General features: G+C 70.4%; 23 protein-coding genes. 7 read left to right on the forward strand and 16 right to left on the reverse strand.

All coding sequences use genetic code 11. From position 1 onward, the window contains the following. Positions 1-93: 93 nt before the first annotated feature. The 10 genes from L324_RS02390 to L324_RS43830 form a co-directional block, all read right to left on the reverse strand. On the reverse strand, positions 94-1,461 hold the full coding sequence (locus tag L324_RS02390) for a replication-associated recombination protein A (protein WP_037304412.1): 1,368 nt from the start codon (positions 1,459-1,461) through the stop codon (positions 94-96). 43 nt (positions 1,462-1,504) lie between these two features. Further along, positions 1,505-2,362: an SGNH/GDSL hydrolase family protein gene (locus tag L324_RS02395; protein ID WP_037303739.1), complete on the reverse strand. Its 858-nt coding sequence runs from the start codon at positions 2,360-2,362 to the stop codon at positions 1,505-1,507. A gap of 75 nt (positions 2,363-2,437) precedes the next feature. Further along, positions 2,438-3,619, reverse strand: coding sequence for a phosphotransferase (locus L324_RS02400; RefSeq protein ID WP_037303740.1), 1,182 nt, complete (start codon positions 3,617-3,619; stop codon positions 2,438-2,440). Positions 3,620-3,698: 79 nt separating this feature from the next. Next, on the reverse strand, positions 3,699-4,640 hold the full coding sequence (locus L324_RS02405; RefSeq protein WP_037303741.1) for a DUF389 domain-containing protein: 942 nt from the start codon (positions 4,638-4,640) through the stop codon (positions 3,699-3,701). Further along, a complete protein-coding gene (aspS, locus tag L324_RS02410; protein WP_037303743.1) occupies positions 4,640-6,412 on the reverse strand; it encodes an aspartate--tRNA ligase in 1,773 nt (590 codons plus the stop codon). The genes L324_RS02405 and aspS overlap by 1 nt, the downstream gene beginning before the upstream one ends. A 128-nt stretch (positions 6,413-6,540) precedes the next feature. Further along, positions 6,541-7,122, reverse strand: coding sequence for an organomercurial lyase (gene merB, locus L324_RS02415; protein ID WP_037303745.1), 582 nt, complete (start codon positions 7,120-7,122; stop codon positions 6,541-6,543). Positions 7,123-7,535: 413 nt separating this feature from the next. Then, positions 7,536-9,446, reverse strand: coding sequence for an intein-containing Rv2578c family radical SAM protein (locus L324_RS02420; RefSeq protein WP_201769631.1), 1,911 nt, complete (start codon positions 9,444-9,446; stop codon positions 7,536-7,538). Positions 9,447-9,577: 131 nt separating this feature from the next. Then, on the reverse strand, positions 9,578-10,525 hold the full coding sequence (locus tag L324_RS02425) for a ferredoxin family protein (protein WP_037303747.1): 948 nt from the start codon (positions 10,523-10,525) through the stop codon (positions 9,578-9,580). 85 nt (positions 10,526-10,610) lie between these two features. Then, the gene (locus tag L324_RS02430; RefSeq protein WP_037303748.1) at positions 10,611-11,792 is read right to left on the reverse strand and encodes a cupin domain-containing protein; all 1,182 of its coding nucleotides are present in this window, start codon (positions 11,790-11,792) and stop codon (positions 10,611-10,613) included. Beyond that, positions 11,793-11,924, reverse strand: a complete 132-nt coding sequence (locus L324_RS43830) for a hypothetical protein (protein ID WP_005157133.1) — start codon at positions 11,922-11,924, stop codon at positions 11,793-11,795. A gap of 170 nt (positions 11,925-12,094) precedes the next feature. Here L324_RS43830 and crcB (L324_RS02435) point away from each other — a divergent pair, with 170 nt between their 5' ends. The 3 genes from crcB (L324_RS02435) to crcB (L324_RS02445) are packed head-to-tail and all read left to right on the forward strand — an operon-like array spanning position 12,095 to position 13,232. Next, the gene (crcB, locus tag L324_RS02435) at positions 12,095-12,523 is read left to right on the forward strand and encodes a fluoride efflux transporter CrcB (RefSeq protein WP_037303750.1); all 429 of its coding nucleotides are present in this window, start codon (positions 12,095-12,097) and stop codon (positions 12,521-12,523) included. Beyond that, positions 12,520-12,861 carry a DUF190 domain-containing protein gene (locus L324_RS02440; protein WP_037303751.1) on the forward strand — a complete coding sequence of 114 codons (342 nt, stop codon included), beginning with the start codon at positions 12,520-12,522 and terminating at the stop codon, positions 12,859-12,861. The genes crcB (L324_RS02435) and L324_RS02440 overlap by 4 nt, the downstream gene beginning before the upstream one ends. Continuing rightward, complete coding sequence (crcB, locus tag L324_RS02445; protein WP_037303753.1) at positions 12,858-13,232, forward strand: fluoride efflux transporter CrcB; 375 nt, start codon at positions 12,858-12,860, stop codon at positions 13,230-13,232. Before L324_RS02440 ends, crcB (L324_RS02445) begins: the two co-directional genes overlap by 4 nt. A 1-nt stretch (position 13,233) precedes the next feature. On the opposite strand, the gene L324_RS02450 is transcribed toward crcB (L324_RS02445), so the two are convergent. Beyond that, positions 13,234-13,659, reverse strand: a complete 426-nt coding sequence (locus L324_RS02450; RefSeq protein WP_037303755.1) for a MarR family winged helix-turn-helix transcriptional regulator — start codon at positions 13,657-13,659, stop codon at positions 13,234-13,236. 86 nt (positions 13,660-13,745) lie between these two features. On the opposite strand from L324_RS02450, the gene L324_RS02455 reads away from it, so the two are divergent. Further along, the gene (locus L324_RS02455; protein ID WP_037303757.1) at positions 13,746-14,822 is read left to right on the forward strand and encodes an NAD(P)/FAD-dependent oxidoreductase; all 1,077 of its coding nucleotides are present in this window, start codon (positions 13,746-13,748) and stop codon (positions 14,820-14,822) included. 85 nt (positions 14,823-14,907) lie between these two features. Here the strand turns inward: L324_RS02455 and L324_RS02460 are convergent, their stop codons facing one another. From L324_RS02460 to L324_RS02470, 3 genes are read right to left on the reverse strand one after another with little or no spacing between them, the layout of a single operon-like run. Beyond that, positions 14,908-15,858: an LLM class F420-dependent oxidoreductase gene (locus tag L324_RS02460; protein WP_037303758.1), complete on the reverse strand. Its 951-nt coding sequence runs from the start codon at positions 15,856-15,858 to the stop codon at positions 14,908-14,910. Then, on the reverse strand, positions 15,855-17,969 hold the full coding sequence (locus L324_RS02465; protein WP_037303760.1) for a S9 family peptidase: 2,115 nt from the start codon (positions 17,967-17,969) through the stop codon (positions 15,855-15,857). Before L324_RS02465 ends, L324_RS02460 begins: the two co-directional genes overlap by 4 nt. A gap of 20 nt (positions 17,970-17,989) precedes the next feature. Next, the gene (locus L324_RS02470) at positions 17,990-18,844 is read right to left on the reverse strand and encodes a PPK2 family polyphosphate kinase (RefSeq protein WP_037303762.1); all 855 of its coding nucleotides are present in this window, start codon (positions 18,842-18,844) and stop codon (positions 17,990-17,992) included. 156 nt (positions 18,845-19,000) lie between these two features. On the opposite strand from L324_RS02470, the gene rocD reads away from it, so the two are divergent. Both rocD and L324_RS02480 read left to right on the forward strand, forming a co-directional pair. Then, the gene (gene rocD / locus L324_RS02475) at positions 19,001-20,203 is read left to right on the forward strand and encodes an ornithine--oxo-acid transaminase (RefSeq protein ID WP_037303764.1); all 1,203 of its coding nucleotides are present in this window, start codon (positions 19,001-19,003) and stop codon (positions 20,201-20,203) included. 31 nt (positions 20,204-20,234) lie between these two features. Further along, the gene (locus L324_RS02480; protein WP_037303765.1) at positions 20,235-21,596 is read left to right on the forward strand and encodes a DUF2252 domain-containing protein; all 1,362 of its coding nucleotides are present in this window, start codon (positions 20,235-20,237) and stop codon (positions 21,594-21,596) included. A 106-nt stretch (positions 21,597-21,702) separates the two neighbouring features. Here the strand turns inward: L324_RS02480 and L324_RS02485 are convergent, their stop codons facing one another. Next, the gene (locus tag L324_RS02485; protein WP_037303767.1) at positions 21,703-22,584 is read right to left on the reverse strand and encodes an FAD-dependent oxidoreductase; all 882 of its coding nucleotides are present in this window, start codon (positions 22,582-22,584) and stop codon (positions 21,703-21,705) included. A 70-nt stretch (positions 22,585-22,654) separates the two neighbouring features. Here L324_RS02485 and L324_RS02490 point away from each other — a divergent pair, with 70 nt between their 5' ends. Continuing rightward, on the forward strand, positions 22,655-23,263 hold the full coding sequence (locus L324_RS02490; RefSeq protein WP_037303771.1) for a phosphatase PAP2 family protein: 609 nt from the start codon (positions 22,655-22,657) through the stop codon (positions 23,261-23,263). Here the strand turns inward: L324_RS02490 and zapE are convergent. Then, positions 23,217-24,251: a cell division protein ZapE gene (gene zapE, locus L324_RS02495; protein WP_037303774.1), complete on the reverse strand. Its 1,035-nt coding sequence runs from the start codon at positions 24,249-24,251 to the stop codon at positions 23,217-23,219. The genes L324_RS02490 and zapE overlap by 47 nt on opposite strands. Positions 24,252-24,347 lie beyond the last annotated feature (96 nt).

A 24,347-nucleotide genomic window follows, 5' to 3' on the forward strand; every position in this document is an offset into this window, starting at 1 on the left:
GGTAGGCAAGGGGACCTTCACGGCATCGAGTCGATCACGCCACGTTTGCCTTACCTCTCAATAACCGTCGTTACCACTCACGAGACCGCAGGCTCAGCGCTCTCCCCGGATGGTGCGCCGCAGCTTCGGCACCCGCTCGTGCAAAGTCCGCTCCGCCCCTCGGGCGGTCGGCTCGTAGTAGTCCCGGCCGACCAGCTCGTCCGGCGGATATTGTTGCGGCAGAACACCTTCCGGCGCGTTGTGCGGGTAACGGTAGCCCTGCGCGTTGCCGAGCTTCTCCGCCCCCGCGTAGTGCCCGTCACGCAGATGCGGCGGCACCGTTCCGATCCGGCCCGACCGCACGTCGCTGAGCGCGGCGTCGATCCCGGTGATGATGGCGTTCGACTTCGGCGCCGTCGCCAGGTGCACGGTCGCCTGCGCCAGCGCGAGCCGCCCTTCCGGCATCCCGATGAACTGCACCGCGTGCGCCGCGGCCACGGCCGATTGCAGTGCCGTCGGATCGGCCATGCCGATGTCCTCGCTCGCGTGCACGACCAGCCGCCGGGCGAGGAACCGCGGGTCCTCCCCCGCTTCGATCATCCGCGCCAGGTAGTGCAGCGCGGCGTCCACATCGGACCCGCGGATCGACTTGATGAACGCGCTGATGACGTCGTAGTGCTGATCGCCGTCGCGGTCGTAACGCACCGCCGCCTTGTCCACTGTGGACTCGACGATGGCGAGATCGATCGTCTTGGCCTCGGTCGCGCCCGCCGCGTCCGCGGCCGCCTCCAGCGCGGTCAGCGCGCGCCGGGCGTCGCCGGAGGCGAGCCGCACCAGATGCGCCCGCGCGTCCTCGGTCAGCGTGAGTTCGCCGCCGAGGCCGCGTTCGTCGGTCAGCGCGCGATCGATCAGCGCGACGATGTCCTCATCGGTCAGTGGCCGCAGTTGCAGCACCAGCGACCGCGAAAGCAGCGGGGAGACGACGGAGAACGACGGGTTCTCCGTGGTGGCGGCCACCAGCAGCACCGTCCGGTCCTCGACGGCGCCGAGCAGGGCGTCCTGCTGCGTCTTGGAGAACCGGTGGACCTCGTCGATGAACAGGACGGTGTTCTCGGCGTTGTAGTTCCGGCGGCGCCGGGCCTCCTCGATGACGCCGCGCACCTCCTTCACCCCCGCCGACAGCGCCGACATCGCCACGAACCGGCGTCCGGTCGCGGCCGAGACGAGGTTCGCCAGCGTGGTCTTGCCGGTCCCCGGCGGCCCGTAGAGCAGCACGGAAGCGGGCGCGGCGCCCTCGACGAGCCGCCGCAACGGCGCGCCCTCACGCAGCAGGTGCTGCTGGCCGACGACCTCGCCGAGTGACCGCGGCCGCATCCGCACCGCCAGCGGAGAGCCCGCGGGGACAGCGGTCTCCCTCGGCTCGGCCTGCTCCGGCGGCGGCGCGAGATCGGGGTTCACGGTGAAGAGTTCGTCCTGTGCCACGGTGTCGACGGTAGCCGTACCCACCGACGGTTCCGGCCACCGGTCAGCGCAGCCGCTCCCGGAACGAATGCCACATGATGACCGCGGCGTACGGCACGAACTCGCGGCCCCGCCGCCACACCCACGGCACGCCCTTCAGCACCAGCCAGCCGACATGCCCGGCGGTACTCGGCTCGACACCTCCCGAGCAGGTCAGGCTGACCGGACGCGGCACCGCGAACCCGGCCTCCGCGAGCCGTTCGGTGAACCCGGTCGCCAGCATCCGGTGCCCGAGTTCCGACGGGTGCAGCCGGTCGACGCTCCACGCGGTCAGGTCGTAGGCGCCGGGCAGCAGTTCGAGGTCGAGACACGGGACGCCCTCGCGCTCGACGACGCCGTCGATGGCGGCGTTCAGTTCGGCCACCCGCTCGCTCAGCGCCCGCCGCAGCGATCCCGGCAGCCGGAACACCTTGCCGTGGTCGTGATAGCGCACCGGCACCACGGTCGTGCCGACGACGGCCAGCGAGCGGATCACCTCGGTGAGGTCCGCGGCGATCCGTTCCGCGCTGAAATCGGGCCGCAGCGTGTCGTTCATCCCCGCCACGACGAGCGCGACGTCCGGGCGGTGCGCCACCGCCGCGGGCAGCTGCTTCGTCAGCACGCAGCCCATCCGCGCTCCGGTGAACGACGGGTTCAGGTAGCCGTCCGGTTCGACGCCCAGCGCCTCGGCGACGAGCGGGCCGACCCCGCGCCAGCCGCCCCGGTTCGGCAGCGGGTCACCCAGGCCCACGGCGGTGGAATCGCCGAGCACGACCAGTCTGCGGGCGGACCGGGGCACACCGGTGAGCGGCGGGAGGAGGGATTGGTCGGGTTCGGGACTCGGAGTGACTTCGACACTGATCACGGTCACGGTAGCCACCATCGGCCACGCAGACTCACCAGCGGTGATGCCTGGGTAACGCGACGAGGACGGTCGAGCGAAAAGTCCGTGCGGCGGTTACCGGAACGCGGGGTAGAACGCGAGATCCGCGTGCGGCCCCAGCCGGGCGCCGAGCGCCGCGGCGACCCGGGTGGCGTGCTCGGAGATGTCCGTCAGGCGGGCCCGCAGCGAGTGCTTGGCCAGCTCGCGCCACCAGGTCACCAGCGCGGCCTCCCGGCTGATCGGCGTGGCGTGCCGGTCCAGGTCCAGCTCCGGGAGGATCTCCCAGGTGATGAACCACAGCAGCAGCAACTGACCGTCCATCAGGTGTTCGGCCAGCGCGTCCTCGTCCGCGAGCGCGGGCCATACCGAGACGACCTCGGCCCGCCAGGCCGCGATCATCGCCTCGCTCATCCCCGGCGGCAGCGCCAGCGCGTCCGGGCAGGACGCGAACGGCAGCCGCAGGTACGCCGCGTCCATCAGCGTGCTGCGCACCCGGCCGCGTTCGAAATCGAGGAAGCGCACCCCGCCGGTGGTCACGAGGTTGTTGTCCGGGCTGAGGTCGACCGGGCTGAACGCGCGATAGGACGGTGAACCGGCCCGCTCCGCGACCTCCATGACCCGTCTCTGCACCGGCTCCGGTGTCTCGACGTCGAGCAGTTCCTCCAGCAGCCCCGGCAGTTGCGCGCACACCGCGGGCAGCGGCACGTCCTCGTTCTTGACCGGGCCGCCGAGACGGCGCAGCAGCGCGTTGAAATCGGCCTCGCGGCTCGCGGTGCTCGCGTGCAGCCTGCCGAGCGACCGGGCCCAGGACAACAGCGCTCGTTCGGCGCCGCGGGCGTCACGCGCGTGGAGCTTGTCGTGCAGCGTCGGGACGCCGCCGAGGTCCTCGATCACCAGGACGCGGTCGCGGCCGTCGTGCGCCAGCAGTTCCGGGCACATCCGGTCCTCCGGGGCGAGCGCGGTGAACAGCTGGTAGCTGACCGCCTCCTGCGCGAAGGGATCGGGCCGCCCGGCCTCGGGTGGGTCGGGGTAGTGCTTGATGACCAGGGTCCGCGGCAGGGCGAACGGAGAGGTCGCCACCCGCGCCCGCACGACCGTCGCCGGACCGCTCCCGGCGAGGTCTTCGGGGGCGACGAGGGTGATCGCGCTGCCGAATCGGCGCGAAAGAACCGCCTCACCGGCAGCGACCGCCGCCGCGACGCCCAGGGTTTCGGCTCCGACTGTCGAATCATCGGCAGAGGAGGTATCGACTGTCATTGCCACCGACCCTACTCGTGACTGAGCAACCATGACCACTGAGATCCGGGCAATCGCGCGCACTGGCGCGATCTGGGACTCATCCGCGTGAAAGCGGACGTTCCGTCACCCTCGAACGTTGCCCACGACGGCGCAATGTCAGCACAATGGCCGCAGCTGCAACGATTCCGATGAGATTGACCAGCAGCTGACCGGCCGAATAAAGGCACCGTTCCCACTGACCGGCAACCGCGGCGACCACCGCGTAGCCTGCCGCGGGCACCGTGGTCACCGAGATGAACACCCCCACGAGCGCGGCCGATTTGGCCGACGTCATGGAAAGCATCCCCGCCGCACCCGCCAGCAGCGCGACGACCAGTGACGCGATCCCCACCTTGTAAACGAAATCGACTTCGTGGTTGTCCGCGAGCGTGCTCACCTCGAGCACTCCGGTCGCGTTGCCCACCAGCACAACGCCGAGCGTGATCACCATCGCGATCGGGAATCCGCCGAGCAGCGCGACCCCGCCCTGCTTCACCAGATCCCCCCGGCGCAGCACCAGCCCCACCGCGATCGCGGCGAGCGGGCCGAATTCCGGGCCCACCACCATCGCGCCGACGATGGTGACCGACGAGTTCGTGATCACCCCGACCGAAGCCAACAGGCACGCGATGGTCAGGAACGCCTGGAAGGTCCAGGTGAGCCGGGACTCCTCGCCGCTGCGGCCGACGAGTTCCTGCCACACCACCGCGTCCGCGCCCTCACCGGGCGCGTCCTCCTCGGCCCTGTCCGCGGCGTCGGACACCGCGGTGTCCAGCGCTTCCAAGGTGATCCCGCCGGTGTGGTCGAGGTCGAGCCCGCACAGCGACTCGATGATCTCGTCGGTCGCCTCGCGGGCGATGTCCGCCTCGATCAGATCGCCCTCGGGCGCGATCGCGACCCCGGGATGCACGACGAGATGCGCGGTGCCCGAATGCGCCCGCAGGATCCGGATCGCTTCCGCGGTCCGGTCCGGCGGGCACACGGCCCTGAGGTGGAGCATCAGTTCTTCACGGGCGGCACGGGCTTGGCGTCGATGCCCGCCTCCTTGCGCTGCTCCGGCGTGATCGCCGCCGGGGCCGCGGTCAGCGGGTCGAACCCGCCGCCGGTCTTCGGGAAGGCGATCACGTCACGCAGGGAATCGGCCTTGGCCAGCAGCATGACGATCCGGTCCCAGCCGAACGCGATACCGCCGTGCGGCGGCGGGCCGAAGGCGAAGGCGTCGAGCAGGAAGCCGAACTTCTCCTGCGCCTCCTCCTCGGAGAGGCCCATCAGCTCGAAGACCTGCTTCTGCAGCTCCTGCTGGTGGATACGGATCGAGCCGCCGCCGATCTCGTTGCCGTTGCAGACGATGTCGTAGGCGTAGGCGAGCGCGCCGCCCGGATCGTCGGCGAGCTTGCCGATCCACTCCGGGGTCGGCGAGGTGAAGGCGTGGTGCAGGGCCTTCCACTTGCCGCTGCCGACGGCGACGTCGTCGGACTCCTCGGCGGAGATGAACATCGGGAAGTCGACGACCCACACGAACGACCAGGCGTTCTCGTCGATCAGGCCGAGCCTGCTCCCGATCTCCAGCCGGGTGGCGCCGAGCAGCGAACGCGCGTCGGCGGGCTTGCCCGCGGCGAAGAAGACGCAGTCGCCGGGCTTGGCGCCGGCGGCTTCGGCGACGGTCTCCCGCTCCTTCTCCGACAGGTTCTTCGCGACCGGCCCGCCGAGCGTGCCGTCCTCGTTGACCAGGATGTAGGCGAGCCCGCGGTGACCGCGCTGCTTGGCGAAGTCCTGCCAGGCGTCGAGGGTGCGGCGCGGCTGGTCGGCCCCGCCCGCCATCACGACGGCGCCGACGTACGGCGCCTGGAAGACGCGGAACGGCGTGTCGGCGAAGAACGCCGTCATGTCGGTGAGTTCGAGGTCGAAGCGCAGGTCCGGCTTGTCCGAGCCGTACTTCTCCATCGCCTCGGCGTAGGTGATGCGCCGGAAGGGCCGCGGGATCTCGGCGCCGACCAGCTTCCACAGCGCGGTGACGATGTCCTCGCCGAGCGCGATGACGTCGTCCTGCTCGACGAAGCTCATCTCGATGTCGAGCTGGGTGAACTCCGGCTGCCGGTCGGCGCGGAAGTCCTCGTCCCGGTAGCAGCGCGCGATCTGGTAGTACCGCTCGAGCCCGCCGACCATGAGCAGCTGCTTGAACAGCTGCGGCGACTGCGGGAGCGCGTACCAGGAGCCGGGCTTGAGGCGGGCCGGGACCAGGAAGTCGCGGGCGCCCTCGGGGGTGGAACGGGTCATGGTCGGGGTCTCGACCTCGACGAAGTCCTGCGCGTGCAACACCTCGCGGGCGGCCCGGTTGACCTCGCTGCGCAGGCGCATCGCGGCGGCGGGGCCGCTGCGGCGCAGGTCGAGGTAGCGGTGCTTGAGGCGCACCTCCTCGCCGACGTCGACCCGGTCGTCGATCGGGAACGGCAGCACGGCGGCCTCGGACAGCACCTCGAGCTCGGTGGCCAGCACCTCGATCTCGCCGGTGGGGATCTCGGTGTTGGCGTTGCCCTCGGGGCGCTTCGACACCTCGCCGACGATGCGGACGCAGTACTCCGACCGCAGCTGGTGCGCGCGCTCGGCCATCTCGCCCTCGCGGAAGACGACCTGGCTCACGCCGCTGGCGTCGCGCAGATCGATGAAGATGACGCCGCCGTGATCGCGCCGCCGGGCCACCCATCCGGTGAGGGTGACCGTCTGACCGGCGTGCTCGGCACGCAAGGTGCCGGCTTTGTGGGTGCGAAGCACTGCGGGTGCTCTCCTTCGGCATCACGTTCTGCGATTCGGCGGCGCCGCGGTTCGGCTGCTCTGCGCCAACGTCAAAGGCTAACGAATCGTCCCCGCTGTCTCGCCACCAGGTACAAACCGGGCGCCGCTCAGATCGTCGGCCAGGCCTCCAGCGCGGCGACCATGCGCCGGGTGTGCGCCAGATAGTCGGGGACGGACAGGACACGGCCGTCGATGTTCTCCAGCAGCCAGCCGGCCGCGGCCTCCTTGGAGGCGAAGAACTGCGTGCAGACCAGCGCCTCGACGTAGTCCGGGCCGAGGGTGAGGTCGATTCCGGGCAGCCTCGACGCGGCGACGACGGCGTGCGGCGGATCGACGCTCAGCACCCTGTCCCGGGTGAAGTGGACGCGGACGCGCGCGCCGGTGGCCGGGCAGACCGAATCCGCGTGCACGGGTTCGCCGGTGGCGATGGCCAGTAGGAACAGGTCCACCCGGTACCGGTCGGAGGCCGGGCGGTCCGCCGAGCCGGGACGCGGGCCGCGGTCCATGAGGACCAGGCCGTCGCGGATGACGAAACCCATCAGGTCCATCAGCCGGTGTGCCTCGCCGGGATCGAGGCCGACGGTCGCGGCGAGTCTGCCGATGGCGATGGGATGCCGTCCCGCCCTGGTCAGCTTGGTCGCGGCCCAGGCGATGCGAACAGCGGCGGTGCGGTCCGTCCGGGTGGTCACAGGCACCTCCTCGCCTTCGTACCTTCGAGATTAAGCACGAAAGGGAATTCCGCCAAGTGACTAAGCCGAACGGCCGAATTCGTTGGGAAGAGAGGGAAATCCCGGTTGACAGGCTCTGTTGCGGAGGGGTGGCCATGGGTCGGGCGTGGCTGAAGGGGCCTTTCCTCTCATCTCATGCGGCGAAGGGCGCTTTCCCCGCATGAGATGAGAGGAAAGCGCCCTTCAGCCCCCGCCGAAACCCTCAGGCTGCTCACGCATCTAGAGGACTGAATGCGGTAGTTGCGCGCGCAAGTACCGCATCCAGAGGACTAAACGCGGAGGGTGGCGGCCAGCGCGGCGGCTTCGGCCGCGGCGGCATCGACACCGGCGACGCCGTCGAGGACGGGTCACAAAGGCTCAGGGTGACAAAGGCGTCAGTGGAGCTTGAGCTGTTCGGCGGCCGGGGCGATGCTCCCGGGCTCCTCGGTTCGCTGCACGGGCATCGACACCTGCATCCGCTCGTCGTCCGGACGGGACCCGAAGCCGTGCCGGCGCAGCAACGGCCCGACCCGCGCGCCGAGCCGCTCCCGATAGGACTTGGGCAGATAAGCGCCGCGCGCGTACAGCTCGCGGTATTTCGGCACCAGCTCCGGATGTTCCCGGCCGAGCCAGCGCGCGAACCATTCCCGCGCACCCGGCCGCAGATGCAACGGGAGGACGGTGACCCGGGTGGCGCCGACGTCGGCCAGCCTGGCGAACAACGCGTCGAGCGCCTCCGCGGTGTCGGTCAGATAAGGCAGCACGGGGGCGACGAGCACCGAACACGGGAGCCCGGCGTCCCGCGCCTTGCGGATCAGGTCGAGTCTCGCGCGCGGGCTCGGCGTCCCCGGTTCGAGACGGCGTTGCAGGTCCTCGTCCAGCAGCGCCAGCGAGATCGCCAGCCCGGCCGGCACGTCCTTCGCCACCGATTCCAGCAGCGGCAGGTCCCTGGTCAGCACGGTCCCCTTGGTCAGGATGGACAGCGGGGTGCCGGAATCCGCCAGCGCGGTGATGATGCGCGGCATCAACTTGTACCGGCCTTCGGCGCGCTGGTAGGGATCGGTGTTCGTGCCCATCGCGACGTGCTCGCGCGTCCAGCCGGGGCGCCGCAGTTGCGCGGTCAGTACCTCGGGCGCGTTGACCTTCACGACCACCTGCGTGTCGAAATCCCGGCCCGCGTCGAAATCCAGGTACGTGTGGGTGTTCCGCGCGAAGCAGTTGTGCGTGACCATGCCGTCGGCGATGAAGTCGCCGGTGCCGGTGGTGATGTCGAACAGTGGCAGTTCGATGCCGAGCGCCTCGACGGACGAGACCTTCCGTCTGGTCCGGCCGATCGCGAGGCCGTCGAGCGACCGTTTCCAGCGGACGGCGGGATCGGCGAGGTGGAAGAAGCGCATCTCCTCCGCCGGGCCGCCGAGCAGTTGCACCGTCCACAACGGACGGAACTTGGGGTTTTCGCTACGCACGTGCCGGAAACCGAAGTTGTCGAGGGCGGCACAGAAGGTCGAGACGATGTCGTGTTCGTCGTGGGTGACCCGCAGCGCGCCGTGCCGGTAGCCACCGGCGAGATCGAACAGCCCGGCCAGGAATCCGCGCTGCCAATGAGAATCCGGGGACGGCGGCACCTGCACGAAGCCGACCGACGCGCCGAAGTCGGGCAGGTAGCCGAGCGCACGGTCCGCGGCGTCCTTCTCGGCCGAGAAGCCGCCGGAGCGCAACATTCCGCAGAGGTATCCGGCGCGGTACCCGATGGTGTCGTCGGGGGTGCGGGTGAGCTTCCCGACCCCGACGAGTTCCGTGCCCCCGACCAGATGCGGCCGCTGCGCCGCGCCGAAACGGGTGCCGGTGACGTGTTTCCAGCCGCGGCCGGTGAGGAACCGGTGATCGCCACTGGCCACTATGGACGTTCCGTCGTCGAGGGTCAGGCGGTAGGCCGGTTTGAGCGTCGACCAGTGCGCGAGGACGGTGGTGGGCACCAGGCGCCGCCCCGCGCCGCGCCCGCGCGTCCCGTAGATCTCGTCGCCGGGCGCCAGTTCCGCCAGCGGCTTCGTCCGGCCGTCGGCCATCAGGACCGGCGTATCGCCCGCGAGGCAGTACGTACACGCGTGAGAACAGCCGCGGTACGGGTTCACCGTCCAGCCGAACGGGACACCCGAGCCCTCGGGCACCTTGTTCAGCACGGATTTGGCGTACACCTCGTGAAAGGTGACGCCGTCGAATTCGGGCGCGCGGACCGTGCGCAGCAACCCGTCCATTCCGGGCAGGACCGGCTCGCCGCCGTCCGCCCGCTGTCGATCCCATCGCACCCGGCCAGTCGAACACATGTTCTAGACAAGTGTCAAACACCTGTTCGAACATGGGTGATCTTTCGTGCGTTTCGTCCTCTGGATGCGGTAGTTGCGCGCGCAACTACCGCATCCAGAGGACGAATCGCGAGTTAAAGCGGGGTGACGCTTTCCGTCACATACCCGGCGGGCTGAATGAGCCCGGCACACCGGCTCTCCCCGCGCGGCGTCGCAGCCCGGCGGCGCACCGTCACCGAGTAGAAGTCGTCGCCTCCGCGCACGGTGACCACCCGCGCGTCGGATTCGAGCAGCGGCTCCTCCTGGACGGCGACCACGTCGTCCAGTCCGGACAGATTCGTCTGCCGCCGGATCGCGATCTCCGCGAACTGCGACCACGCCGTCGGGGCGGACGTCCGGCCGCGGAGCTGGTCCGGTTCGACCTGCCCGCGCAACGCCGCCTTGGCCACGAGCGCGGCCTCGGCCGGATTGAGCTGGCCGTGCAGGAAACCGTCGGGGACCACGAGGAGGTTGCCCGCCCAGCGGTCACCGCCGACGTGGCTGACCTCCCAGGCCCGGCCGGGGTGGTTGGTGTCGAGCGCCGAAGCCAGCGGGCGGCCGAGCACCGCGCAGCACATGTCCTTGGTGCCGTGCGTGCAGACCAGGAACAGCGGGCCGTCGACCCGGGTGCCGAGTCCGCCCGCGCCGTCCGCGACGGCTTCGAGGTCCAGCTCGGCCAGTTCGCTCAGGTCCCGGATCTCCAGGCGCTCCAGCCACCGGTTACCCGGTTCGCCGCCGCCGACGTACACGCTGCGGGGGCGATCCGGGTCGCGCTGATGCTTGCCGGGACGGCGGATCAGCAGCGGGCGGAGCCCGTGCGTCCGCCTCAAGTTCTCGAGCAGCTCACGCCGCTCGGCGGGAAAGGCCTCGTCGAGGGTGGTTTCCAGCGCGTCCGCGGGCCAGGGACCCGGCTGCTCGATGAGCAGCCAGCAGCGCATTTCGGCCGCCGTGCCGGCGGGGCTCGCGCCCAGCATGCGCGCGACGGTCGCGCAGCCCGGCAACGCGGCGGGCGGCGCTGGAGTGTCCGAGAGCTGAGCGGTCATCGGCTGACCCCTCCGGACTTGACCTTAGGCATGCCTTAGCTTACCCCGACTGGTCACCCTCCACACTTCTCGTCCCTTGTGACTTTCAACCGATCGAGAGCAGCCCCTGGGCCGTGAGCTCACCGAGGAGCGCCCGCACCGTCCCCCGATCGAGTTCCGCCAGCTCGGCGAGTCCTTTGACGGCCTGCGGCGTGCCGTCGAGCAGCGCCTTCAGCACCGGCGCCGCCGCGGCGGCGAAGACGAACCGCTTGCCGTCCGCCAGCAGGGTCACCCGGCCGTCGCCTTCTTCGAGCACCGCCCTCGGGATGAGGAACCGGACCTCGGCCTCGTCGCCGTCCGGCAGCAGGCCGGGCGTCGCCGCCCAGGGCAGCCCGACCCGCGAATGTGCCGGGGCCGACGAGTCGCGATCGGCGAGGAACCGGTCGACGACGCCGTCGGTCAGCACCGCTTCCAGTTCCCCGCGCAAGGCGGCGGCGCGGGCGGCGCGCTCCTGCGCCGTCCCGAACCGCGGGAGGTCCAGGCGGAACACGGCGCTCGCCCGCAGCTTGTCGGCGAGCCAGGTCACCAGATCGATCCCGGTGGCCGGGCTGAAACCGAGGGTGAGGTGCAGCGACATCTCCCCCACCGCGGTGACGTCGTGCCAATGCCCGCGCGGGACATAGAGGACGTCGCCGTCTTCGAGGATGAAGTCGTCGATCGGTTCGCCGGGCCGCTCGGGCTGTTCGACGTCGCGGTGCAGCGGGGCGGGCCTGGTCGGCCCGTGCATCCGCCAGCGTTTACGGCCGGCGACCTGGATGATGAACGCGTCGTGGTCGTCCCAGTGCACGTCGAAGCCGTGGGTCACGCCCCAGCCCGCGTACAGGTTGACCTGGACGCTTTCGCGGAGGTCGTGTTCGAGGCTCCTGGCGAGGTCGCCGATCGGATCGCTGAGTTCCTGGATGGCGTCGAGCACCATCGTCGCGCCGTCGCGGAGGTGCTCGGTGAACGGAGCGGCCCTCAGCCGGGGGACGGTGCCACTGCGGCGGGTGGGGACGAGATCGGTGTAGCTCTCCATCGGGACCGGCGTCCCGTCGAGCGCCAGGCGCAGCCGCGGGAACTCCAGACGGTGCTGCCGGAGGATCGCGTTCAGCGCCGGCCACGGCAGCAGCTCGGCGAACCGGCCCGCGCGGCCTTCGAAACGGCGATAGGTCTCGCCCTGGACTTCGTGGAAGAACTGGCTGACCCCGAGCGGAGCCACGAGGTCAGCCAGCGTCGGCGTTTCGGGCACTCAGCCGTCGTTGCCGTCGTTGTCTGCGGCGGCGCCGTTGGCCTTCCCGCGATCCACCGCTGTCGGGATCTTCTCGACCTCCAGCAGCAAACCGCTGTCGGGAGCCTGCGTACCTGACTGTTCCTGTGCCATCCTGCCACCTTTTCTGGACGAGCGGACGGACCGAAAATCGGCCTGGAGCGTCGCCAAGCCTACGACACGTCCGGCGAAAAATCACCGCTCAGCAGGGAAGAACGGCCTTGCGAGCGATCTTCGACACCGTGGCGCTTCTTCACCCGGACAGCGGTTCTAAGCTGCCATCCATGGCTGATCCGGCATCCGTCCCGCGTCCGCCATGGGACGTGCTCGCGGCCATCGGCGCGGGGGGCGCGCTGGGCAGCCTGGCGCGCTACGGGCTCTCCGCCGTCCTTCCCCATTCCCGGGGCCAATTCGCGCTCTCGACCTTTGCCACCAACGTTTCCGGCTGCCTGCTGATCGGCGTCCTGATGGCGGTCATCACCGGCGCCACCCGTCCGCACCGGCTGCTGCGTCCGTTCCTCGGCGTCGGGATCCTGGGTGGTTACACCACGTTTTCCACCTACGCGACGGACACCCTCGATCTGGTGACGACCGGCCATCCGTTCACCGGATTGTCGTACGCGGCGGGTAGCGTGGTCGCCGCCCTGATCGCGGTCCTCATCGGCTCGGAGGCGACCCGGGCGTGGCTGAACCGGACAGGAGCGAAACGATGAGGCTCGCCGGGCACGCGCTGCGGCTGACCGTCCACGTGGGCGAAGACGACGTCTGGCACCACAAACCGCTGTACCACGAGATCGTGCGGCGGGCCCGCGACGCCGGGCTCGCCGGGGCGTCGGTCCTTCGCGGGGTCGAAGGATACGGCGCGGGTTCGCTCATCCACACGACGCGGTTCCTCTCGCTGTCGGAGGACCTGCCGGTGATGATCGTGATCATCGACGAGGAGGACCGGATCCGGGCCTTCCTGCCGCAGCTGGACGAACTGATCGGCGAGGGACTGGTGACCCTCGACGAGGTCGAGGTCATCCGCTACACCGGCAGGACGGAAGAGTGACCCCGCTCCTGGTGGCCCTCGGCGGCGGTACCGGGGCGATCCTGCGCTACCTGACCGACAGGCGCGTGCAGTCGTGGCGGGACTCCGCCTTCCCCTGGGGCACCTTGACCGTCAACATCGCGGGCTCGCTGATCCTCGGTGTGCTGACGGGCTGGGCACTGTACAGCGACCTACCCGGCACGCTCCGGTCCCTGCTGACCGTCGGCTTCTGCGGCGGCCTCACCACTTTCTCCACGTTCGGCTACGAGACCTTGCGGCTGTTCACGGAAAAGGCGCGGCTCTACGCCGTCGTCAATGTCGTCGTCACCGTGGTCGCCGGGCTGGCCGCGGCGGGCGCGGGAATCCTGCTCGCCGTCCTGATCTGGGCCTGACTCAGTCTTCGGGCAGCATCCGCCCCGCGGCCGCCGCGATCGCCTCACGCTGTTCGGAGGGGAGCCCCGCCGCCATCTCCTCCAGTTTTTCGACGACGCCTTCGTGCGCGGCGTGCGCGAGCCGGAGTCCCTCTTCGGTCAGCGTGATCCTGAGGGCGCGGCGATCGCAGGAATCGGCGACCCGCTCGACGAGCGCGCGCCGCTGCACCCGGTCCACCAGGCCGGTGACGCTGGACTTCTCCAGATTCAGCAGCCTGCCGAGCTCGGTCATCCCGACGCCCGTCTCACTCTGTGCCAGCACACAGAGCAGCTGCGCCTGCTGCGGCGTGAGGTCGTGGGAGCGGCCGACGTCGATGAAGGCCTTCTGCACCAGATGCGAGAGGCGGACGAGCGCTGTCGCGAATCCGAGGTCTTCGGCCGTGGTCATGACCGGAGTCTACTTGACGGTCGTTGGGAGTACGAACTAATGTAGTTCGCAGTACCAACATTACGTACTACGAACTAGGGGATCTCATGACCACGACCGTGGCCGTCATCGGCGGGGGATACGGCGGCACCACCGTCGCCAAGGAACTGGACTCGTTCACCGACGTCGTCCTCGTCGAGCCGCGCGAGGATTTCGTCCACCACGTCGCCGCGCTGCGCGGGCTCGTCGATCCCGAGTGGACGGACCGCCTCTTCTACCCGTACACCCGGCTGCTCGACCGCGGACGGGTCCTCCGCGATCACGCCGCGAGCGTGGACCAGGGCGGCATCACGCTCGCTTCGGGGGAACGGCTCACGCCGGACTACATCGTGCTGGCGACCGGTTCGGCGTACCCGTTCCCGGCGAAGATCGATTTCCGGGACAGCGCCACGGCGAAGGCGAAGATCCGTGCCACCCGGGAGGAACTCGAGGGCGCGGAGAAGGTGCTGCTGCTCGGCGCGGGCCCGGTGGGCCTCGAACTGGCCGGGGAGATCAAGGCGGCGTGGCCGGAGAAGGCCGTGACGATCGTCGACCCGGCGGAGGAGATCCTGCCGGGCTTCCCGGACGAGTTCCGCGCCGAGATCCGCCGTCAGCTCGACGGACTGGGTGTCGAACTCCTGCTGGGGACTTCGCTGACCGAGTCGCCGGTCTCGGAACCGGGGCAGGCCAAGACGTTCACCGCCGCGCTGACCTCCGGCGGCGAGGTGACCGCCGACCTGTGGTTCCAGTGCTTCGGCGGCGCGCCGCACACGGCGTACCTCGACGGCGACCTGGCCGCCGCGCGGCAGGCGAACGGCCAGGTGGCGGTGACCGCCGAGCTGCGGCTTCCCGGCCAGGAGCGGGTGTTCGCGCTCGGTGACATCACCGCGCTGCCGGAGGGGAAACTGGCGAAGGTGGCCGGTGACCACGCCGAGGTGGTCGTGGCCAACATCCGGGCGCTGATCGAGGGCGGCGAGCTGCGGACCCACACGCCCGGCGCGCCGATGATCTCGCTACCGCTCGGGCCTTCCGGGGGCGCGACCTACACGGTGGAGACGGGCATCCTCGACGCGGTGACGACGTCGGAGATCAAGGGGTCGCACATGATGGTGTCCCGGTTCGAGGAGCTGTTCAACGTCGCCTGAGTGCGCTCACGCATGCTATGAAAGGACCTTTCCTTGCAAATTTTGCAAGGAAAGGTCCTTTCATAGCAGCCGGTGGCCCAGGCACCTACCGAGGCGCCAGCCCCCGAACCTGCGCGAACGGATCCTCCCCCGTCGGCAGCAGCGCGATGATCGGCGTCGTCAGCCCGTTGTCCACATAGGACTGCACCTGCTCGCGGCAGGAATCGAGGCTGCCGTGGACGATCAGCTCGTCGACGACTTCGTCCGGGATGACCTGGTTGGCCTTCTGCCGATCGCCCGCCGCCCACGCCTCGTGCATCGGCGCGAGCGCCTCGCCACGGCCGAGCCATTCGTGGAACGCCGCGTACACCGGCACGGTCAGATAGCTCGAGATGAGCATCCGGCCGAGCCCGCGCGCCGCGGCCTTGTCCTCGGTGGGGCAGACGAAGATCCGCGCGGCCAGTTCGGTGTCCGGCCCGATCTCCTTGCGCACCTTGGGCACGTCGGAGGCGGCGAGCCAGTTGGTGATGGCGCCGTCGGCCTCCCGCGCGGCCAGCCGCAGCATGCCCGGCCGCAGTGCGGCGAGCATGATCGACGGCGGCGGGTCGGCGGGCCGCTCCAGCCGGAACTTGCCGACGGAGAAGGTCTCGTACTCCTCGGTGACCTTCTCCCCCGCCAGCGCCGACCGCAGGAACCGCAGGGTGTCACGGGATCGCGCGAAGGGCGCCTCGAACTCGGCGGCGTTCCAGTTCTTCACGATGACCGGCGACGACGCCCCGATGCCGAGCACGAACCGGCCGGGCGCGAGTTCCGCCACGGTGGCCGCGCTCATCGCCAGCAGCCCGGGGCCGCGCGTGTACACCGGCACGATCGCGGTGCCGAGCCGGAGTTCCGGAGCCCACTGCGAGGCCAGCACCAGCGGGGTGAAGGCGTCGTTGCCCGCCGTCTCGGCCGACCACGCGTCGGTGTAGCCGAGATCGGGCAGCCGCTCGACCATCTCCTTGTGCGCCGCGAGCGGCACCCCGGTCAGCGGAATCGTGATGCCCCACCGTTTCATGCGTTCTCCTCGCTCTTCACCGCGTCACCGGACAGCTCGCGCACGATCCAGTCCACCTGCGTGCGCATCAGGTTCTCCGCGACCTCCTCGGCTTGCGGCGTCATATGCGTCGCGCCGGCCAGCGGCAGGAACACGTGCGCGCGTCCCTTGGCCAGCAGTGCCGACGACAGGCGCAACGAGTGCGCGACGAAAACGTTGTCGTCGGCGAGGCCGTGCACGATCAGCAGCGCCCTGGACAGGTCGCCGGCGTCGGCGATCAGCGAGTTGTGCTCATACGCCGACGGTTCCTCCTGCGGCAGCCCGAGATAGCGCTCGGTGTAGTGCGTGTCGTACAGCGCCCAATCGGTCACCGGGGCGCCCGCCACACCGGCGTGGAAGACGTCGGGACGGCGCAGCACGGCCAGCGCGGACAGGTAGCCGCCGTAGGACCAGCCCCGGATCGCGACCCGTTCCAGATCCAGTTCCGGATGCAGCGCGGCCGCCGCGTGCAGGGCGTCGACCTGGTCGGCGAGGGTGACATCGGCGAGGTCGCCGGCGATCTCCTTCTCCCAGGCGGCACCCCGGCCCGGTGTGCCGCGCCCGTCGGCGACCAGCACCGCGAAGCCCTGGTCCGCCAGCCACTGCGGGGTCAGGAAGGCGTTGCGGGTCTGCAGGACACGCTGGGCGTGCGGGCCGCCGTACGGATCGAGCAGCACCGGGAGCTTGCCTTCGCTCTCCTCGTATCCGGTCGGGAGCACCAGCGCGGCACGCAGGCCACGCTCCCCCAGCGTCAGCCAGGTCAGGTTCGGCACGACGTCGGGGTCCACGGTGTAGGACCCGATACGCGCCACCGTCTTCTCGCCGGAGACGACGGTCACCACCGGGCCGCTGCGGTCCAGGCTCCACGACGAGAGCACGGCCAGCGAAGCGGTTCCGGAGCCGACGTGCACGCCGTCCTCAGTGGACAGACGGCGGAGCTCGCCGCCTTCGGTGCGGAAGACGTGGATCTGCGTCGGGTCGGCTTCCGACGCGCTGAACAGCACCTCGTCCCCGACGTGCAGGATCGAGCGCACCTGCAGCCCCGGCGGGGTGACCGCGACCCCGTCGACGATCAGCCGGTGGTCACCGTCGGCGGCGCTCTCGCGCACCAGGCGTCCGTCGGCCGTCCACGCCGGGACGCCCGCGGCCAGCTCGACCCAGTGCCGGTCGGTCTCGGTGTGCAGCACCTCGACCGAACCGTCCGCCGGATCGACCGCCTCGATCCGGAGTTCACGCTGGTCCCGCGTCTGCACCGAGAGCAGCGGCTTCCCCGCCGCCGACCAGTGCACCGCGGCCAGGTACTCCCAGCCCGACTTCTCGACGTCGACCCGCGAGCCGTCGAGCCCGATGATCGCCAGCGTCACGTCGGCGTTCTTCGTCCCGGCGGCCGGGTACGCGACGACGTTGGCCGGCGCCTGCGGGTTGGCCGGGTCGGCGATCGTCCAGCGCGGCACGGCCGTCCGGTCGGAGCGCTCGACCAGCAGGTTCTTCCCGTCCGGCGACCACCAATAGCCCCGGGTGCGGCCCATCTCCTCGGCCGCGATGAACTCGGCGAGCCCCCAGGCGATGTCTTCGCCGTCTTCCTCGACGACCACGCGGTCCTCGCCGGTGGCCCGGTCGATCACCCGCAGCCGCCGGTCGCGGACGTAGGCGACGCGCGTGCCGTCCGGGCTGGGCCGCGGGTCGACGACCGAGCCGTCGACCAGCACCGACACCTCGCCGGTGGCCAGGTCGAGGGTGTGGAGCTTGCCCGAGAGCGAGAACGCGGCGACGGTGAAGGCGTCGTCCACCGCGTAGCCGACCACGCCGCCGCCGGTCTCCCGGCTGCGCTCGCGGCGGGCGCGCTCCTCGGCGGGCAGATCCTCTTCACCGGGCAGCAGTTCGGCCGCGTCGACCAGCTTCGTCTCCTCGCCCGACACGACGTCGAACGACCACAGGCTGTGCCGCGGGTCGGTGCCGGACTCCGACCGCAGGAACAGGATGCGGGAAGCGTCGGGGGCGACCTTGAACTCTTTCGGCGCGCCGAGGGTGAAGCGCTGGGTGCGGGCCTGACGACGGAGGAACGGGAGATCTTCGAGGCTGGTGTCGGTCACGTCCGCACTCTTTCAGACACTCATCCCGGTACGCCAACGCCTTCCAGCTTCTTCAGTTCCGCGTCGGGATCGAAGTCGGCGGGCGGGAACTTCGGGTCCATCCCCTCGATCGTCTCGATCAGCAGCCGCGCGACCAGCCAGTTGCGGTACCACTTGCGATCGGCCGGGACGGCGTACCAGGGCGCGGCCGCCGTGGAAGTCCTGGTGAAGATGTCGGCGTAGGCCTTCTGGTAGTCGTTCCACTGGGCGCGCGCGTCGAGGTCGGCCGGGTTGTACTTCCACCACTTCGCCGGGGTCTCCAGCCTCGCCTTGAGCCGCTTCAGCTGCTCCTCCGGCGAGATGTCGAGGAAGACCTTCACGATCGTCGTGCCCGCCTCGGTCAGCTCCTTCTCGAACGCGTTGATCTCGGCGTAGCGCTTGCGCCACTCCGCGGCGGGCACGAGCTTCTGCACCCGCGGCACCAGGATGTCCTCGTAATGCGAACGGTCGAAGACGCCGACCTGCCCCGGCACGGGGAGCTGCTTGCGGATGCGCCACAGGTAGTGATGGCGTGCCTCGGCGGCGGTCGGCTTCTTGAACCCCGCGTACCGCACGCCCATCGGGTTGACGAGGCCGAGGACGTGCCCGACGGTGCCGCCCTTGCCGGAGGTGTCCATCCCCTGCAGGACCAGCAGGAGGCTGCGGTTCCCGCCGCCGACGCCCTCCGCGTACAACGCCTCCTGCAGCTCGGCGAGCCTGCTTCCGGCGTCGGCGAGGTCTTTGAGCCCCTTGGGCTTCTTGGTCGGCCCGATCGGGAACGAGCCCGGATCGTGCCGCTCGCCGCCCTTGCCGATCCTCAGCGTGTCCCGGACGGAGACGTGGTCCTTTTTCGCCATCCGGCGACGATAACCGCGCTCCGGCCGTCCCGCCCGTGGTGATCAAGTTCTTCCGCACACGATTTCGCCACCCAGAGGAGTCGAAACGCAACGAACAACGGGTCAAAGCAACGTTTCCCGGATGAAAGCAGACGGATGGCCATCTAACCTGAACGCATGACGACCGCCGACTTCATCGCGCTCGACGAGCAGTGGAGCACGCACAACTACCACCCGCTGCCCGTGGTGATCGCCACCGCCGAGGGCGCCTCGGTCACAGACGTCGAGGGCAAGACCTACCTCGACTTCCTCTCCGGCTATTCGGCGCTGAACTTCGGGCACCGCCACCCCGGGCTCATCGCCGCCGCGATCGAGCAGTTCGGGCGGGTCACGCTGACCTCGCGCGCGTTCCACCACGACCAGCTCGGGCTGTTCTGCCGCGAACTCGCGGAGCTGACCGGCACCGAGATGACGCTGCCGATGAACTCGGGCGCGGAGGCCGTCGAGTCCGCGGTGAAGATCGCCCGGAAGTGGGCGTACCAGGTCAAGGGCGTCCCCGACGGGATGGCCGAGATCATCGTCGCCGGGTCGAACTTCCACGGCCGCACGACGACCATCGTGTCCTTCTCCACCGACGAGACCGCGCGCGCCGACTTCGGGCCGTTCACGCCGGGCTTCGTCACGGTGAAGTACGGCGACGTCGACGCGCTGCGCGACGCGATCACCGAGCGCACCGCCGCGATCCTGCTGGAACCGGTGCAGGGCGAGGCCGGGGTCATCGTGCCGCCGTCGGGCTACTTCGCCGAGGCGCGGCGGCTGTGCGACGAGCACGGCGTCCTGCTGATCGCCGACGAGATCCAGTCCGGTCTCGCCCGCACGGGCACCGTCCTCGCGCTGGACCACGAAGGGGTCCGCGCCGACGTCTACACCCTGGGCAAGGCACTCGGCGGCGGGATCATGCCGGTGTCCGCCGTGGTCGGCAGCCGGGACGTGCTCGGCGTTCTGCGGCCGGGTGAGCACGGCTCGACCTTCGGCGGGAACCCGGTGGCCTGCGCGATCGGGCGGGCCGTGGTCGGGCTGCTGAAGACCGGCGAATTCCAGGAGCGGTCCCGCGAACTGGGCGCGCACCTGCACTCCCGGCTCGGCGAACTGGTCGGCGACGGACTGGCCGAGGTCCGCGGCCGCGGGCTCTGGGCGGGTGTCGACATCGCGCCCGGCGGGCCGACCGGGCGTGAGGCGTCCACCGCGCTGGCCGAACGCGGCGTGCTGTGCAAGGAGACCCACGACCACACCCTGCGGATCGCGCCGCCGCTGGTGATCACCCGCGAGGAACTCGACCGCGGTATCGACGCGATCACGGAGGTCGTCGGGATCCGGTGAACCTTTCGGGCGGCCGGTACGTTGCCTGTCCATGGGAGACGAGCGGGAGTGGGTGGAGCGGCCGCTGGTCGGCACCGAGACGGTGACGCCGGAGGACTGGTTCGCGAGGGGTAAGGCGCTGCGGGACAAGGCGCCGACGTCCGCGCACGATCACGAGGCGGCGGGCGCCGACCGGCCCGACGTGGCGGAGTTCTTCGCGCGGACCAACGAAGGCCGTCTCCCGGAGCTGGTGGAACTGCGGCGCGAGCGCATGCTCGCGTCGCCGTTCACCTTCTACCGCGGCGCGGCCGGGCTGATGGCCGCCGACCTGGCGGGCTCGCCGTCGTCCGGGCTCACGGCGCAGCTCTGCGGGGACGCGCACGCGGCGAACTTCGGGCTGTACGGCACGCCCGAGGGCCAGATCGTGATGGACATCAACGACTTCGACGAATGCGTGCCCGGGCCGTGGGAATGGGACCTCAAGCGGCTCGCCGCCAGTCTCGTGCTGGCCGGGCGCGAAGGCGGGATCGGCGAATCGGGTTGCCGCGAGGCCGCCGAGGACGCGGTGAAGTCCTACCGGCGCACGATCCGGGCGCTCGCCGAACTGCCGTTCCTGCGGTCGTGGAACGCGCTGCCGGACGCGTCGGTGCTGAACAAGGTCAAGGCGCACGACCTGATCGACGATTTCGAGGAAGCCGCGGAGAAGGCGCGGAAGAACACCAGCGCCAAGGTCACCGCGAAGTGGACGCGGCGGATCGACGACCACGAGACCGGCCTCGAACGGCACCGGTTCGTCGAAGACCCGCCGGTGCTCACGCATGTGGACGACGCCACGGCGGACGCGGTGATCACCGGACTGGTGTCCTATGTGGACACGCTGCGCGAATCGCGGCGGACGCTGATCTCGCGGTACCGGGTGTCCGATGTGGCCTTCCGCGTGGTCGGCACCGGCAGTGTCGGGCTGCGCAGCTACGTCGCGCTGCTGCACGGGAACAGCGGTGAAGACCTTGTGCTGCAAGTGAAGCAGGCCAATCCGTCGGCGCTGGCGCCGTACCTCGGCCTGCCCTCGCCGGAGCACGAGGGCCGCCGGATCGTCGAGGGCGCGCGGCTCGTGCAGGCCGAGACGGACATCCTGCTCGGCTGGACGACCATCGACGGTCTGCCGTACATCGTGCGCCAGTTCCGGAACCTCAAGGGCGACATCGATCCCGCGGACCTGAAGAAGGACCACCTCGACGACTACGGCCGGCTGGCGGGCGCGTTGCTGGCACGGGCGCACGCGCGGTCGCTGCATCCGCGGATGCTGGCGGGGTACTTCGAGGACGACGAAAACCTCGACGAGGCGATCGGTGCCTACGCCGTGCGCTACGCGGATCAGACCGAAGCGGACTTCGCCGCCTTCGCCGCCCTCTAACCCCCCGCATTTCGTCCTCTAATTGCGGGAGGGCTGAAAGCGTCCTTCACCGCATGCGACGCACGGAAAGGGCCCTTCACCGCGTCACATGCGGTGAAGGGCCCTTTCAGCTCACCACCAGGGCCAGCACGTCGTCCGCGCAGCCCCAGGCCAGCGTGATCCCCGCACCCCCGTGCCCGTAGCAGTGGATGACGTCCCCCTCGCGGTCCAGCCGCACCTCGGGACGGAACGGGCGCAAACCCACCTTCGCCCCCAGCACCGGCGCGTCCGCCAGTTCGGGCACGAGTTCCCGGCACCGCCGGACGATGTCCGCCGTGACACCGGGATCCGGCTCGACGGAATCCCGTCCGGGTTCCTGCGTGCCGCCGCAGACGACGTGCCGTCCGTGCGGGATCACGTGCCGCAGCACCGGCGAAGACCCGTCGACGATCCACTCGGTCAGCCCCGGGTCGGCGAGGTGGACGACCTGACCGCCGACCGGCACCACCGTGCTGTCCCCCGCCAGCCGCCCGCCGCCGAGCCCGGCCGCGTTCACCACGAGGTCCGCGTCGAGGTCGCCGAGCCGCGAAACGGTGCGGTATTCGGTGCGCGCGCCCAGTGCGGCGACCCGGCCGGCGAGCCAGGCGAGATACACCGGGGTGTCGACCATCGCGGTCGTGAAGGCGAGCCGCCCCGGTTCGTGGTCGAGGTCCGGCATGGAGAACGCCCACGACGGCACCGGCGCCTCGCGCGGGACGAGGTAGGTCCCCTTGGCCGTGCGGACACCGGGCGCGCCGAGCGAGCGGTATTCGCGCACACTCGCCGCGGTCCAGCGGTCGACCCGGGCGGAGTTCGCCGCCAGCGGCGGGAAGAGCACGCCCCCGGCGACCGCCGACGTCGTCTCGCCGGGGGCGGCAGCGGTGAGCACCGTGACGTCGTGCCCGGCCTCGGCGAGCCGGTACGCGCAGCTCAACCCGATCACCCCGCCACCGACCACACTGATCCGCATCGAAAACCCCCTTCGTCCTCGCGAACCGTCCCTGCATGGTGACTGATCACCTGTCACGTAATCTCGCCGGATGAGCGGAAGAGCGCCGTACGGGCTCGTCGCGGTGACCTGCGCGGTCATCATGGCCGTACTCGGGTTCCTGGTCTCCGGGGAAGGGCTCGCGGGCCCCGACGTCCTCGCCCTCAAGTGGGTGGAACGCACCTTCGGCGGCGACCTCGGCCTGCTGCGGCTACTCGTCCTGCCGACCGAGGCCTACGTCCTGATCCCGGTCGCGCTCCTCGCCGCCACCCTGTGCCTACTGGGACGGCGCAGGCTCGAAGCCGCACTGACCTTCACGGGCCCGCTCGTCGCCATCGCCGCCAACACCTGGGTGCTCAAACCGCTTTTCGGCCGCTGGAAGAACACCTACCTCGCCTACCCCAGCGGCCACACCGTCGCGCTGGTCGCGGTGCTGACCGTGCTCGTGCTGCTCGCCCGCCCCGGGGTCGCGACGGCCGTCATCTCGATCGTGGGCGCGGTGGTGCTCGGCGCGGTCACGGTCGGCATGATCGGCCTGGGCTACCACTACCTGACCGACGTCGCAGGCGGCACGCTGTTCGCCGTCGCGGCCGTCTGCGGGACCTGGGCGCTGCTCACCTGGGCTGTACGGCGTCGCGCGCCAGTGCCGTCAGACGGCTGACGGCGCGCAGGTACTTCTTGCGGTATCCGCCGTTCACCATCTCCTCGGTGAACAGCAGCGGCACCGGCTCGCCCGAGACGACCAGCGGGATCGCGCGGTCGTAGAGCCGGTCGGCGAAGGCGACCATCCGCAGTCCGACGTTCTGGTCGGGAACCGGGTGGATGTCGCGCAGGTGCACGCGGGTCACGCCGTCGAGAAGCCTTCCGTACCGCGAAGGATGCAGCCCGCCCAGGTGCTCGCACAGTGCGTCGAAATCGTCCACAGTGGACTCGGGATGGGCGGCGGCGGACGCCTCCAGCTCCTCCGGGCTCGCGGGCGGCGGCGCGTCCGGGAGGCCGCGGTGGCGGTAGTCCGGGCCGTCGACCCGGCAGACGCCGAAGCGGGCGGACAGCGACTGGATCTCGCGCAGGAAATCCGCCGCGGCGAACCGGCCTTCGCCGAGTTTGTCCGGCAGCGTGTTGGAGGTCGCCGCCACGAAGACGCCCGCCGAGATCAGCTCCTGCAGCAGCCGGGTGACGAGCATGGTGTCGCCGGGGTCGTCGAGTTCGAACTCGTCGATCGCCAGGAACCGGTGCTCGGACAGCCGCCGCACCGCCTCGGCGAACCCCAGCGCGCCGACGAGGTGGGTCAGCTCCACGAAGGTCCCGTACGCCTTGGGCGACGGGGTCTCGTGCCACGTCGAGGCGAGCAGGTGCGTCTTGCCGACGCCGAAGCCGCCGTCGAGATAAAGCCCCCTCGGCCCGGACGGCGTCTCGTCCCCGCCGCCGAACAGCGCGCGCAGCTTCGACTTCGGCTTCCGGTTCGACGTCTCCGCCACGCGCTTCGCGAACGCGCTACAGGTGACGACGGCCTCGGCCTGGCTCGGCTCGTCGGGGTTGGGCACATAGGTGGAGAACCGGACCGCGTCGAACCGGGGCGGCGGGACGAGCGCGGTGATCAGCTCGTCGGCGGACAGCTCCGGACGGCGATCGATCAGGCGGGCGGGCATTCGCCGAGAGTAACGGCACCGGCGACGGCCGTTCACCCTCCCTGAACGGGCGTATCCCCCGCTCAGCGGTGTCGTCGGGCGCGTGCTGGGATAGGC

The organism is Amycolatopsis orientalis DSM 40040 = KCTC 9412 (genome assembly GCF_000478275.1).
In the GTDB taxonomy this organism is placed as follows: Bacteria; Actinomycetota; Actinomycetes; order Mycobacteriales; family Pseudonocardiaceae; genus Amycolatopsis; species Amycolatopsis orientalis.

Bases quoted from the DNA above. Each gene is read 5' to 3' on its own strand.
- L324_RS02395 (WP_037303739.1), bottom strand. From the start codon at position 2,362: ATGGTGGCTACCGTGACCGTGATCAGTGTCGAAGTCACTCCGAGTCCC.
- L324_RS02400 (WP_037303740.1), bottom strand. From the start codon at position 3,619: ATGACAGTCGATACCTCCTCTGCCGATGATTCGACAGTCGGAGCCGAA.
- L324_RS02405 (WP_037303741.1), bottom strand. From the start codon at position 4,640: ATGCTCCACCTCAGGGCCGTGTGCCCGCCGGACCGGACCGCGGAAGCG.
- L324_RS02425 (WP_037303747.1), bottom strand. From the start codon at position 10,525: ATGACCGCTCAGCTCTCGGACACTCCAGCGCCGCCCGCCGCGTTGCCG.
- L324_RS43830 (WP_005157133.1), bottom strand. From the start codon at position 11,924: ATGGCACAGGAACAGTCAGGTACGCAGGCTCCCGACAGCGGTTTGCTG.
- crcB (WP_037303750.1), top strand. From the start codon at position 12,095: ATGGCTGATCCGGCATCCGTCCCGCGTCCGCCATGGGACGTGCTCGCG.
- L324_RS02440 (WP_037303751.1), top strand. From the start codon at position 12,520: ATGAGGCTCGCCGGGCACGCGCTGCGGCTGACCGTCCACGTGGGCGAA.
- L324_RS02450 (WP_037303755.1), bottom strand. From the start codon at position 13,659: ATGACCACGGCCGAAGACCTCGGATTCGCGACAGCGCTCGTCCGCCTC.
- L324_RS02455 (WP_037303757.1), top strand. From the start codon at position 13,746: ATGACCACGACCGTGGCCGTCATCGGCGGGGGATACGGCGGCACCACC.
- L324_RS02460 (WP_037303758.1), bottom strand. From the start codon at position 15,858: ATGAAACGGTGGGGCATCACGATTCCGCTGACCGGGGTGCCGCTCGCG.
- L324_RS02470 (WP_037303762.1), bottom strand. From the start codon at position 18,844: ATGGCGAAAAAGGACCACGTCTCCGTCCGGGACACGCTGAGGATCGGC.
- rocD (WP_037303764.1), top strand. From the start codon at position 19,001: ATGACGACCGCCGACTTCATCGCGCTCGACGAGCAGTGGAGCACGCAC.
- L324_RS02480 (WP_037303765.1), top strand. From the start codon at position 20,235: ATGGGAGACGAGCGGGAGTGGGTGGAGCGGCCGCTGGTCGGCACCGAG.
- L324_RS02485 (WP_037303767.1), bottom strand. From the start codon at position 22,584: ATGCGGATCAGTGTGGTCGGTGGCGGGGTGATCGGGTTGAGCTGCGCG.
- L324_RS02490 (WP_037303771.1), top strand. From the start codon at position 22,655: ATGAGCGGAAGAGCGCCGTACGGGCTCGTCGCGGTGACCTGCGCGGTC.
- zapE (WP_037303774.1), bottom strand. From the start codon at position 24,251: ATGCCCGCCCGCCTGATCGATCGCCGTCCGGAGCTGTCCGCCGACGAG.